Origin of the sequence: Serratia sp. BW106, assembly GCF_002607755.1 — a bacterium.
Taxonomy (GTDB): domain Bacteria; phylum Pseudomonadota; class Gammaproteobacteria; order Enterobacterales; family Enterobacteriaceae; genus Serratia; species Serratia proteamaculans.
Map to the genome: position 1 here is coordinate 211,778 of NZ_MCGS01000010.1, position 12,097 is coordinate 223,874.

10 protein-coding genes are annotated in these 12,097 nt (G+C 53.2%); 8 read left to right on the plus strand and 2 right to left on the minus strand.

The genetic code is table 11. The annotated features are described in order from the left end of the window. Positions 1–53: 53 nt before the first annotated feature. The 8 genes from BEI65_RS08745 to BEI65_RS08780 all read left to right on the plus strand — a co-directional run bounded on the left by BEI65_RS08745 (position 54) and on the right by BEI65_RS08780 (position 10,216). Positions 54–1,169 (plus strand): ABC transporter ATP-binding protein, encoded by a 1,116-nt coding sequence (locus tag BEI65_RS08745; protein WP_085116895.1) that lies wholly within the window; start codon positions 54–56, stop codon positions 1,167–1,169. Between the two features lie 21 nt (positions 1,170–1,190). Then, complete coding sequence (locus tag BEI65_RS08750; RefSeq protein ID WP_099062992.1) at positions 1,191–2,861, plus strand: alpha-glucosidase; 1,671 nt, start codon at positions 1,191–1,193, stop codon at positions 2,859–2,861. Positions 2,862–3,677: 816 nt separating this feature from the next. Further along, the gene (locus BEI65_RS08755; protein WP_099062993.1) at positions 3,678–4,955 is read left to right on the plus strand and encodes a lysine N(6)-hydroxylase/L-ornithine N(5)-oxygenase family protein; all 1,278 of its coding nucleotides are present in this window, start codon (positions 3,678–3,680) and stop codon (positions 4,953–4,955) included. Between the two features lie 77 nt (positions 4,956–5,032). Next, a complete protein-coding gene (locus tag BEI65_RS08760; protein ID WP_099062994.1) occupies positions 5,033–5,911 on the plus strand; it encodes an ATP-grasp fold amidoligase family protein in 879 nt (292 codons plus the stop codon). A 362-nt stretch (positions 5,912–6,273) separates the two neighbouring features. Then, the gene (locus BEI65_RS08765) at positions 6,274–7,716 is read left to right on the plus strand and encodes a sensor domain-containing diguanylate cyclase (RefSeq protein WP_099062995.1); all 1,443 of its coding nucleotides are present in this window, start codon (positions 6,274–6,276) and stop codon (positions 7,714–7,716) included. Positions 7,717–7,829: 113 nt separating this feature from the next. Next, complete coding sequence (locus BEI65_RS08770; protein ID WP_099062996.1) at positions 7,830–8,183, plus strand: DUF1428 domain-containing protein; 354 nt, start codon at positions 7,830–7,832, stop codon at positions 8,181–8,183. Positions 8,184–8,195: 12 nt separating this feature from the next. Then, positions 8,196–8,666 (plus strand): VOC family protein, encoded by a 471-nt coding sequence (locus BEI65_RS08775; RefSeq protein WP_099062997.1) that lies wholly within the window; start codon positions 8,196–8,198, stop codon positions 8,664–8,666. 212 nt (positions 8,667–8,878) lie between these two features. Next, a complete protein-coding gene (locus tag BEI65_RS08780) occupies positions 8,879–10,216 on the plus strand; it encodes a D-serine ammonia-lyase (RefSeq protein WP_099062998.1) in 1,338 nt (445 codons plus the stop codon). Here the strand turns inward: BEI65_RS08780 and BEI65_RS08785 are convergent. Then, positions 10,213–11,046: an IclR family transcriptional regulator C-terminal domain-containing protein gene (locus tag BEI65_RS08785; RefSeq protein WP_099062999.1), complete on the minus strand. Its 834-nt coding sequence runs from the start codon at positions 11,044–11,046 to the stop codon at positions 10,213–10,215. The genes BEI65_RS08780 and BEI65_RS08785 overlap by 4 nt on opposite strands. Before the next feature lie 22 nt (positions 11,047–11,068). Beyond that, complete coding sequence (locus tag BEI65_RS08790; protein ID WP_369804753.1) at positions 11,069–11,725, minus strand: TetR family transcriptional regulator; 657 nt, start codon at positions 11,723–11,725, stop codon at positions 11,069–11,071. Positions 11,726–12,097: the final 372 nt, after the last annotated feature.

Here is a 12,097-nt window from a genome sequence, read left to right on the forward strand (position 1 = left end):
GGGCGCGGATCGGCGTCCCGCTAATTGCCCACTGTGGTGCGAACGGGAGGAATATGGCGCAACTAACGCTGGAAAAACTGCAAAAACGCTATGGCGCTAACGCAGAGGTAATCAAATCGCTGGATCTGCAGATCAACAGCGGAGAGTTTGTGGTGATTGTCGGCCCCTCCGGCTGCGGCAAATCTACCCTGTTACGGATGATCGCCGGGCTGGAGGAGATCAGCAGCGGCGGCATGTATATCGATGGCAACTACGTCAATGACGATACGCCGGCCGAACGCGGCATCGGCATGGTGTTCCAGTCTTACGCACTTTATCCGCACATGAGCGTGTACAAAAATATGGCGTTTGCGCTGGAGTTGGCGGGGCATTCGGCGGCGGAGATCGACAGCCGGGTGCGTGAAAGTGCGCGCATTTTGCAGCTTGAGCCGTTACTGGAACGACGGCCGAAGGACCTTTCCGGCGGGCAGCGGCAACGGGTGGCGATTGGTCGCGCCATCGTGCGCGAACCGAAGCTGTTTTTGTTCGATGAGCCCTTGTCCAACCTTGATGCATCGCTGCGGGTGCAGATGCGCATGGAGGTGGCGTCGCTGCATAAGCGACTGGGGTCGACCATTATATATGTGACCCACGATCAGGTTGAAGCCATGACGCTGGCCGACCGCATTGTGGTGTTGAACCAGGGGCATGTTGAACAGGTAGGCACACCGCTGGAGTTGTATGACCAGCCGGCCAATGAGTTTGTCGCTCAGTTTATCGGCTCACCCAAAATGAACCTGATCCCGGCAATTTTGCGGCGTGCCGGTGAGCGTCAAAGCGTGGTAGAGCTGGACAACGGCAAGGCGCTGGTGCTGCCGATCGCCACGCCGACGGCGGCGGAAGGCCAAAGCGTTAACGTCGGCATTCGCCCGGAGCATATTCGCGGAGGGGAACAGGCACAGTGTGAGTTTCAGGGCGAAGTGATGTTCGTGGAGCACATGGGCAATGAAACCTATCTCTATCTGGATAACGGTAATGCCGGTGAACCCTGGGTGCTGCGCAATCCCGAACGTTCGACCATCAAGGCCGGGGATAGGGTGGGCGTGCGCCTGCCGGTTGAGTGCTGTTACCTGTTTGACCGTCAGGGACGGGCATTCCAGCGCATTCTGGCGTCGGATCAGGCGCATTAATCAATTTAAGGGAGCAGGGACATGAGCGGTGGAGAAACGGTGCGTTGGTGGAAACAGGCGGTGGTTTATCAGATCTATCCGCGCAGCTTTATGGATTCTAACGGCGACGGTATTGGTGATTTGAACGGTATCACCGCCCGGCTGGATTATTTGCAGTGGCTGGGCATTGACGTGCTTTGGATCTGTCCGATGTACCGCTCGCCGAACGACGACAATGGTTACGATATCAGTGATTATCAGGCCATTATGACGGAGTTCGGTACCATGGCGGACTTTGACCGCCTGTTGGCCGAGGTGCATGCCCGCGGTATGCGGCTGATACTGGAGCTGGTGGTTAATCATACCTCGGACGAGCACCCGTGGTTTATTGAATCCCGGTCATCTCAATCCAGCGCCAAGCGCGACTGGTATATCTGGCGCGAGGGGAAAAACGGCGCAGAGCCCAACAACTGGGAAAGCATTTTTAACGGTTCGGCCTGGAAATATGACGCCGGCAGTGAGCAATACTTTTTGCACCTGTTCTCTGAGCGTCAGCCGGATCTGAACTGGGAAAACCCGCAGGTGCGGGCGGCGCTGTACGACATGATGCGCTGGTGGCTGGATAAGGGCATTGACGGTTTTCGCATCGACGCCATCTGCCATATGAAAAAACAGCCGGGCCTGACCGACATGCCCAACCCGCAGGGGCTGCGCTACGTGCCGTCGTTCGAACGACACCTTAACTACGAAGGGCTGCTGGATTACGTCGATGACCTGTGCGAACAGGTGTTTAACCGTTATGACATCATGACGGTGGGGGAAATGAACGGAGCCTCGGCAGAGCAGGGCGAAGACTGGGTGGGCGAACAGCATGGCCGCCTGAATATGATCTTCCAGTTTGAACACGTCAAACTGTGGGAAACCAGCCATCAGCAGTCGCCAGACGCCGGGGTCGACGTTCTGGGCCTGAAAAACATCTTTACCTGCTGGCAGACCTTGCTGGAGGGAAAAGGCTGGAACGCGCTGTATGTTGAAAACCACGATATTCCGCGTGTGGTATCGAAATGGGGTGACGACAAGCGGTACTGGCGCGAAAGTGCCACCGCCATCGCGGCGATGTATTTCCTGATGCAGGGAACGCCGTTTATCTACCAGGGGCAGGAACTGGGGATGACCAACACCCGCTTCAACTGTCTGGCCGATTTTAACGATATCGCTGCCAGAAACCGCTTCGCCAAACTGCAGGAGCAGGGTATGGAGGAAGCGCAGATCCTGGCGTTCCTCAGTCGCAGCGGCCGCGATAACTCACGCACGCCGATGCAGTGGGACGACAGCCCCAACGCCGGTTTTAGTCTTGCCAAGCCGTGGTTTGCGGTGAATGCCAATTATCAGCAAATTAACGTGGCGCGCCAGCGTGAAGAACCCGACTCGGTACTGAATTTTTACCGGGCGTTAATCCATCTGCGCCAGCAGGATCCGCTGTGGGTTTACGGGCGTTACCAATTACAACTGGCAGCACATCCGCATATTTACGCCTATTCCCGTAGCCAGGATGAGCGACAAGTATTGGTACTGTGCAACCTGAGCGCTGAAACTCAGCAAATTGACGCTCAGGATTTATCGTTGGAAAAAAGAGCGTTGTTACTGAGTAATTATCCCCAAGAAGGTGAGCGACAAACACTTCGCCCTTATGAGGCGCAGATCTATCAGTAGGGATTTATATCGGAATGGATTAATATCCACCCTAAATTAATTTAGTGGGAAAGCTATTTTAATTCTCCAGCTTTCCCCATTAATGACTTCCCTTACGAATCATTAAATAGACGACTTTCCCCGTTTTAATGCTGGGGAGTGAGGGTGAACATTCCCCACACAGGCACTGCGATAAGAAAAATATCTGAAAAATCCCGCCCTGGATTTAAAATCTCACACACTGGCGTATGCGATGGCATAAATGACCAAAAACCATACAGACTTCTGTTTGATTTTTACTCTGTAGCCATGCATTTAATTCAATTTATTGATATTTAACATTTTTATTTTAAGTTTGTTTTGGTGAAAGCATTTCTCTGGTGGTGCCCTGACTACAACGCTAGCTAAACCGAAGTGAAATTTTATGATTTTTTACGATTTCACTTTTAATTTCATATTAACAAATCGGTCTATTCCTTTAATATTATTTTTTTTCACATGCCAGCTTGCAGCTTTAGCGCTACTCTGATTTGGCTGTGTCTAATCAAGGATGATGTCGGGCGGAATAGGCAGATTAACATAGGGATATGCTACCCATTTATCTGTTGCCCATTGATTTTCATTTCCTGGAGGTTCGCTTCCAAAGCGCTCCTTGTTTATGGCTCCGCGAAGTTTTCATTTAAATAAAAATGAGTTTTCAAAGGCAAGATATGTTCGGAATTTTGTGAAAATAAAATGACGGGATGTTGGGGCCATTTTGATCTTTTAAATTTTGGTCGTCACTTTCCAAAACACAGAATACATATCTGTAAGTATATACATTCAGGAGCACACACAATGAACCAGTGTTTGGACTTTATCGGTATTGGCATCGGTCCGTCCAACCTCAGTATTGCTGCGCTTGGTAGCGAAATCGAAGGTTTTAATTGTAAATTCCTCGAGCGCAAACCGCATTTTTCCTGGCACCCAGGCATGATCCTGGCAGATTGCAGTATGCAGACCAACTTTTTGAAAGATCTGGTGACGGCCGTCTCGCCAACCAACCCTTATAGTTTTCTCAACTATCTGGTGAAAAGAAAAAAATTCTACCGCTTCCTGACGACAGAACAACGCACCGTGTCACGTGAAGAGTTTGCCGATTATCTTGGCTGGGCGGCAACGGGCCTGGATTCACTGGTTTTTAACCAGGACGTTCAGCGCGTGGAGTTTGATGACCAACAGCGGCAGTTTGTTGTCACCACCCAGAATGAGGTGTTTCGCGCCAAACATGTCTGCGTGGGGATTGGCAAGCAAGTCAAACTGCCTGACTGTGTGACCGAACAAAACGATCGATGCTTTCACGCCAGCGAAATGATGTTTCGCCAGCCAAACCTTAGCGGGAAACGTGTGGCCATTGTGGGCGGCGGTCAAAGCGGGGCCGATCTGTTCCTTAATGTTTTCCAGGGGGAATGGGGCCAGCCGGAACAGCTGGGTTGGATCTCCCGGCGTAACAACTACAACGCCCTTGATGAAGCTGCATTTGCCAACGAGTATTTCACCCCCGATTATGTCGAGGACTTCTACACGCTTGGCAACACGGCCAAACAGCAGATGCTGCGCGAACAAAAAATGACCTCGGATGGGATCACCAGCGAGTCGCTTTTGGCCATTTATCGCGCCATGTATCACCGCTTCGATGTCCTTCGGGATAAACGATGGGTACGACTGCTGCCCAGCCGTTCCGTTACGGCCCTTAATGCCAAAGACAATTCATATCAGCTAGAGACACTGCATCATCTTGATCAAGGGCGTGAGACTCTTGATGCCGACGTGGTGATCTTTGCTACCGGTTATGAGCAAGCCCGCCCGGCATTTCTTGAATCCCTGGCTGACCGAGTGTTAACCGACGCGGATGGACAATATCGCATTGCCTCGGATTTTACCCTTGAACGGGAAGGGGTCCATGAGAATGCTTTGTTTGCCGTCAACGCCAGCATGCACCACCACGGTATTGCTGACCCTCAACTCAGCCTGATGGCCTGGCGATCGGCCCGCATTCTCAACCGGGTTTTAGGTAATAGCCAATTTGATCTGAGTACGGCCCCGGCGATGATTCAATGGCGCAGTGAGCAATAACAGCCAATCGCTTTAACCTTCTTGGGTTCCTGCCAGGAGCCGTTTTACTACTTTTATCAAATGATAAGACAGGTTGTATGAGAAAACACATTAACAAATTTATCATGAATCAGTTGGCTACATTCGCGCCGACCTTCAAGACCAAATTTATCTACCAAAAAGCATTCGGAAAAAAATTAAATCTAAACCCGCCGATGACCTGGAACGAGAAGATAAATTATCTCAAGCTTAACGATTACAGTAACAATGCGCTGGTGACGCAATGTGCAGACAAATATGCCGTCAGGGAGTATTTGAAGGCGAAAGGCTGTGACGAAATACTCAATGAGCTTTACTTTGCCTGTGATTCGGCTCATGAGATCCCGTGGGAGTCGTTACCTGACAAGTTTGTGATTAAGGGCAACCACGGTTCTGGTTACAACCTGATTTGCCAGGATAAAAAGTCACTGGATACCGTACAAGCCTCTAAAACCATTGAAAGCTGGATGAAAGAGGACTATTGGAAGGTCTATGCAGAGTTAAACTACAAGAAGATCACTAAAAAAATAATAGGCGAGAAGTTTATAGCCTCACCGGGTGGTCATGGCCCTGATGACTATAAAATATACTGCTTCCATGGTGTTCCTTACTGCACATTACTTTGTGTCGGTAGAGAAACCGGGATGCCGAAATATTACTTTTTTGATAAAGACTTTAAATTTCTTTGCTACAGCCAGGATTGTCTGGCGCTCAGCCAGCAAGAGATCGAGGCCTTTGTGAAACCCGAAGGTTATGACGCGCTGTTTGAGTACGCCAAAAAATTGTCTGAGCCCTTTGAATTTGTCCGCGTTGATTTTTATATCGACAACGGCAAACCCATTTTTGGCGAATTGACCTTCACGCCTTCCGCCGGCATCGATACGGACATGCTCGAATCAACCGATATTCTGCTCGGGAAGATGCTGAAACTGAAATAGTGGCACGCCGCAGACAACGCTTGTAACTGTCTTTCCTGCTGGTTCACTCTGGCATGACAGTTGACCTCTCGACACCCTGTGAACCCTCCAGGGTGTTTTTAATTTGCTTGCAGATAATCCCGCCGACTCCCGCTCAGCAGAGCAGCACCGCCTGTAAATCATCCCAAAGCCTGAGGCTACAGATTGATACATAATCATATTTTAAAATTATCAATTAACGGATGCCAGGTCTGAGAAAAGTAGCAATAATGTCAGGCTGGCTGCTCAATTTACACCCGTGGTCAGACATGACCGGCAGGCTCATGGCCACCGTCATGCAGGCAGGATTTTATCCGTATTCTTCGTAAGCCCCTGGAAGCAAGATGCACACCACTGAGTTACCTGTCGCCACAAAATTACAGCCTGCGCTGATCGTCTTTCTGCTGGTGTTTGCCACCTGCATCTTTGGCATTGAAAGCCGCCCGACTGGCCTGTTGTCGGCATTCTGGCCAACCAATGCGGTATTGCTGGCGATATTGGTGCGTTATCCGGTGCTTGCCAGCCGTGTGGGGTGGGTGATGGCGATGCTGGGCTATTTGGCGGCGGATTTGATCACCGGCAGCCCCCCCGGCAAAGCCATATTGCTCAATGGTGCCAATATCGCCGGCGTGGCGGTCGGGTTTTATCTGTTTATGCGTTTATCGCCGCAGGTAAGATCTCTGGAACGCACCTCATCCAGTATTTTTCTGTTCGCCATCTGCCTGGTGAGCGCGATGGCTACCGGGATCCTCGGGGCCGGGGCTTCAGTGCTGCTGTTTGATCGCCAGTACTTACCCTCATTGGCGTTGTGGCTGTCGTCAGAATTCACTAATTACATCACGCTGATGCCGTTTATTCTGGCCTTCCCGACAGACGGGAAAAGCTATCTGCGCAGTATCGTCCAGGCGATCACCCTGCGTAGCCAGTGGTATAACACCTGCAGAAAAATGGCGGTGTTAATCCTGCTGCTGTTGGCCTGCATCTGTAGCATCCTGATTGGCGGCCCCGGCGCGGTGATCTTCCCGATGCCAATCTTGCTGTGGTTGGCGATGTCTTTCTCCCTGTTCACCACCATGATCACCGTGTTGGCCTATGTGATATGGTGCCATTTGGCGATCGATCTGGGCCTGATCACCACTAACCTCGACATGAAAATGCTGCAAAATACGGTGTCGATGCGTCTTGGTGTGGCGCTATTGGCACTGGGTCCGATTGCCGTTGCCAGCATGAACTTTGCCCGCAATGCACTGCTGCGCAAACTTGAGCACGTGGCGAACCATGATGCGCTGACCCACGTATTGACTCGCAGCGCCTTTATGCAGCGCGGTGCCAGGCTGGTGAGCCAAAAGGGCGAGCGGATCTGCATCATGATGCTGGACATCGACTACTTTAAATCGATCAATGATCGCTTTGGCCATGCTGGCGGCGACACGGCTTTACTGTCTTTTACCCGTGCCATTACTGCCGATCTGCGTGATAACGACCTGTTTGGCCGCATGGGCGGGGAAGAGTTTGCGATCGTTTCACCGATCGCACAGCTACAGGACGCGCTGTTGTTGGCCGAGCGTCTGCGTCGCCGGGTTGAAATCGAATCTATCACCATGCCAGCCGGTACACCGCTGCAGATCACCGTCAGTATCGGCATGGTTACCTGCATCGGCGGTGCCGGGCAAAATCTGGACAACCTGCTGAAAATCGCCGATCTGGCGGTCTACAAAGCCAAAAATAGCGGTCGCAACCGGGTCGCTACGCCAGAACTGCTGCAACGTATTGACTCCGAGCTTTGAAACCCGTCGCTGTGCTTAATGGTTGACCCCGCTAATGGGGTCTAAAATGGAAGAGGGCGCGGGCAGCTCCGCCGGCGCCAACCCGACTGTCGAACCGACAAGAGGACACTCCGATGAAATATGTAGAAGGTTTTGTTGTGGCGGTGCCGGCCGCCAATAAGGAGGCGTACAAAAAACTGGCCGCCGCGACGGCACCGCTGTTTAAAGAGTTCGGTGCTACGCGGATCGTCGAATGCTGGGGCAATGATGTTCCCGATGGAAAAGTCACCGATTTTCGCGGCGCGGTTAAGGCCGAAGCCGACGAGGTGGTGGTGTTCAGTTGGATCGAATATCCGTCAAAAGAGGTCCGCGATGCCGCAAGTCAGAAAATGATGACCGACCCGAGGATGAAGGCATTCGGCGACCAAATGCCGTTTGACGGTAAACGCATGATTTTCGGCGGCTTCGAAACTATTCTGGACCAGTAGCGGAGGGGTATCGTGAAAATCACCCAACACCTGTGGTTTGAGAAAGACATGGAAGCGGCGTTGCGTTGCTACGTGGCTTTAATCCCCGGTTCCTCCCTGACCTGGCAGTCCACCTTGCCTGCCGATACCCCCAGCGGGCCGGCCGGCAGTGTCAAGCTGGCGTCATTTACCCTTGGCGATCAGCGCTATGCGGCGATTGAAGCCGGTCCTTTGGATCCTTTCAATCACAGCTTTTCCATTATGGTCGAATGTGCCGATCAGGCCGAAGTGGACCGCTTATGGGAAGCATTGAGTGACGGTGGCCGGGTTGAGCAGTGTGGTTGGCTGCGCGATCGCTGGGGACTGAGCTGGCAGATTGTCCCGAAACGCCTGTCAGAGCTGATGAGTGATCCTGACAGCGTCAAGGTGCGCAGGGTCACCGAAGCGATGTTACAGATGGTCAAACTGGATATCGCCGGACTGGAAGCCGCGGCTCGCGGGTAAGAGTCGGTGCGTTAATGCCCCGCAGCCTCTTTTTCGTTGCGGGGTAATTAAGGTGATTGTCTGTCACTCAAGGAATCAATGTGAGCGATAAATTGACGCAAATCATCTTTTTGCATCAATACTGCTCACCCAAGGCTGAGATTTTATCATTTGTCAGCCTGAGAAAATCGCTGCACCCTAGGGCTAACCTTTATGCAGCGCAGAGAACAATCATGGAAAAGACACAGATTCAGCAGTTGGTTACGCAATTCCCACTGGTGCAGGAACTGATCGAGCTTAAACCAGTGACCTGGTTCAATCCGCGAGCGACTACTTTGCAGGTCGGGTTACCGTTTGTAGGGCTCGACGCCAGCGACGTGAGCGATGCAGAGCAACGGCTGGCGCGTTTTGCCCCTTATCTGAGTGCCGCCTTCCCGGAAACCCGTGTCACCCACGGAGTGATCGAGTCCGAAGTGGTCGCCCTTCACGCCATGCAAACTGCGCTCGATCAGCGCTATGGCCTGACGCTGGCTGGCCGCTTACTGCTGAAAAAAGACAGCCATCTGCCGATTTCCGGCTCGATCAAGGCACGTGGCGGCATCTACGAGGTGTTGGCGCATGCAGAAAAATTGGCGCTGGCCGCGGGCCTGCTGCAACTGACGGATAACTACGCCAGCTTGTTCTCGGAGGAGTTCCGCGAATTCTTCAGCGGCTACCGCATTGCCGTGGGGTCGACCGGTAATCTGGGGATGTCGATCGGTATTATCAGCGCCCGGTTGGGTTTCAGCGTCAGCGTGCACATGTCGGCCGACGCCCGCGAATGGAAAAAGCAAAAGCTGCGTGAGAATGGCGTCAACGTGGTGGAGTACGCGCAAGATTATGGCGTTGCCGTGGAACAGGGCCGCTTGCAGGCGGCGAGCGATCCGCGCTGTTTCTTTATCGATGACGAGAATTCGCAGACGCTGTTCCTGGGCTATGCCGTGGCCGGTGGCCGTCTGAAGCGGCAGTTTGCCGACAGCGGCGTCAAGGTGGATGCTCAGCACCCGTTGTTCGTTTACCTGCCTTGCGGCGTCGGCGGTGGCCCTGGCGGAGTGGCGTTTGGCCTGAAACTGGCCTTTGGCGATCATATACATTGCATCTTTGCCGAACCGACGCATTCACCTTGCATGCTGTTGGGGGTGCATACCGGCCTGCACGATGGCATCGCGGTGCAGGATCTGGGTATCGATAATCAGACCGCGGCGGATGGGCTGGCGGTAGGGCGCGCATCCGGCTTTGTCGGCCGTGCCATGGAGCGGCTGCTTTCCGGTTTTTACACTCTCAGTGACCGCGAGATGTTTGCACTGCTGGGGCTGCTGGACAGCCATGAGCACATTCAGCTAGAACCTTCGGCGCTGGCAGGCATGCCGGGGCCATGGCGCGTCACGGCTGATGTCGAATGGTTGGCGAGCCAGGGGCTGAATGCGGAACAGATGAACAATGCCACCCACCTGGTGTGGGCCACCGGCGGCGGTATGGTGCCTGAGGTGGAGATGACCAAGTATTTGGCCACCGCGCACCAGTCGATTTAATGAGTGAGTAGCGAAAGCTCCTCGGCACCTTCCAGCAGGATCGGCAGGATACGCTCGGTCAGTTCGTTCAACGGGACATGACCGGCCTGCACCCCCACGTTTAACGCGGCCGTGACGCCGCCGTTGACCGAGGTAATCGGCACTGCGATGGAGCGCAGGCCGATTTCCAACTCCTGATCGTTAATCGCATAACCCTGCGTACGAACCCTATCCAGTTCGTCACGCAGTTTGTCGACTGACCCAATGGTGTATTGCGTATAGCGCATCAGAGTGATGCGTTGCAGGTAATCCTCACGCTTATCTAGCGGCAAATGGCTCAATAACACCCGGCCCATCGAGGTGGCGAATGCCGGCAGGCGGCTGCCAATGTTCAGGTCAATGGTCATAATGCGTTCGGCAGAGGCGCGGGCGATATACAGTATATTGTCGCCGTCCAGCGTGGCGATAGAGCAGGATTCATTCAATAACTGGCTGATGTGTTTCAGCACCGGCTGGGTGGCTTTCGCCAATGGCGTGGCACCAAGATAGGCATGGGCCAGCGTCAGAATGCGTGGGCGCAGCTCAAAATTCTTACCGTCCTGGGCGTAGACAAATCCCAGCTTGTTCAGCGTATACAGGCAGCGGCGTACCGCAGCACGCGGAATGCCGGTTTTCTGGCTGATTTGCGAAATCGACATCAACCGGCGTTGCGGGGTAAAAGCCTGGATCACCTCTAGCCCCCGGGCCAGAGACGCCATAAAATTGGGATCGCCCTTGAACGGATCGCCGCTGGCGGCGGACAGTGAACTATCAGGCGCGGCGATCTCTTCGCCGGATGAGGTCTTGGTCATCACAGTCTCCCAGGGGCCGTGCTTACAGAGCCAAATAACGCAGGGTTGCCACGACGGCTAACCGACGGATGTGACGAGCCTGATCTTCCTGCGGCTCATGGTTTTCAAACAGCGTATTAAAGGTGTACTGGTTGGCGACGTAGTGGAAACACAGGCTGCTGATCAAACGATGCACATCTGTGGCGCTGGCGTCCGGGGTGAACTCTCGCCCTTGCTTGCCGCGCTGCAAAATATCTTCCAGCAGGGTCAGGGCGCTCTGATTCAATGCCTTAATACGTGGCGACTGGCGGATATACTGACCGCGCATCATGTTTTCCATGCAAATAACCCGGATGAAGTCGGGGTGCTCCGCATGGTAGTTAAAGCTTTCCTCGACCAGCCTGGTCATGGCCGCCACCGGCGGTAATGCCTGCAGATCCAACCCCATTTCGTGCGCTCGGATGTGCTGATATACGTGTTCCAGTACCTCCAGGTAGAGTGATTCCTTGGTCTTGAAGTGATAAACCACCATGCGTTTGGTGGTGGCCGCGTGCTCGGCAATGTTTTCCATGCGGGCGCCTTTCAGGCCGGCCTCGGCGAACTCGGTCAGCGCCGCAGCGAAAATACGCTGCTTCAGGCCAACGGGGTCGTTTTTGCGTTTGGTGGCAGTGATCTCATCATTCTTCAAAACATCAGTCACTTATCTTTAGGGGAACACCGGTTAAGAGTAACCGGGGTCACACGGCAATACAATCCGCCATAGCCGGGCTTTTGTGAACGACGTCATATTGCTCACCGGTAAACCTGTGCGGCGATAACCTGAGGGGCGAGACGATCCTTCTCACAATTCGACAACATTATTTCCCACCGGCAACGGACTGCCGGCCGGGTGATAAAGGGCTTTACGGGTTTGCTTGTTAGCATATTGTTTTGAGTTGATCGGATGCGGCAGTTTTTTTAATTGAGGGTAAATGTACCGTCAGGTTCGATAGGCGCCAGATTATCGATAATCCCCGTTGCCGACCCGCACCGGAGTTCATACATTAGAAGCGGGAAATTTACTGTCAGTTCG

Coding starts and splice junctions, on each gene's coding strand:
- BEI65_RS08745 (WP_085116895.1), top strand. CDS start 54: ATGGCGCAACTAACGCTGGAAAAACTGCAAAAACGCTATGGCGCTAAC.
- BEI65_RS08760 (WP_099062994.1), top strand. CDS start 5,033: ATGAGAAAACACATTAACAAATTTATCATGAATCAGTTGGCTACATTC.
- BEI65_RS08780 (WP_099062998.1), top strand. CDS start 8,879: ATGGAAAAGACACAGATTCAGCAGTTGGTTACGCAATTCCCACTGGTG.
- BEI65_RS08785 (WP_099062999.1), bottom strand. CDS start 11,046: ATGACCAAGACCTCATCCGGCGAAGAGATCGCCGCGCCTGATAGTTCA.
- BEI65_RS08765 (WP_099062995.1), top strand. CDS start 6,274: ATGCACACCACTGAGTTACCTGTCGCCACAAAATTACAGCCTGCGCTG.
- BEI65_RS08755 (WP_099062993.1), top strand. CDS start 3,678: ATGAACCAGTGTTTGGACTTTATCGGTATTGGCATCGGTCCGTCCAAC.
- BEI65_RS08750 (WP_099062992.1), top strand. CDS start 1,191: ATGAGCGGTGGAGAAACGGTGCGTTGGTGGAAACAGGCGGTGGTTTAT.
- BEI65_RS08770 (WP_099062996.1), top strand. CDS start 7,830: ATGAAATATGTAGAAGGTTTTGTTGTGGCGGTGCCGGCCGCCAATAAG.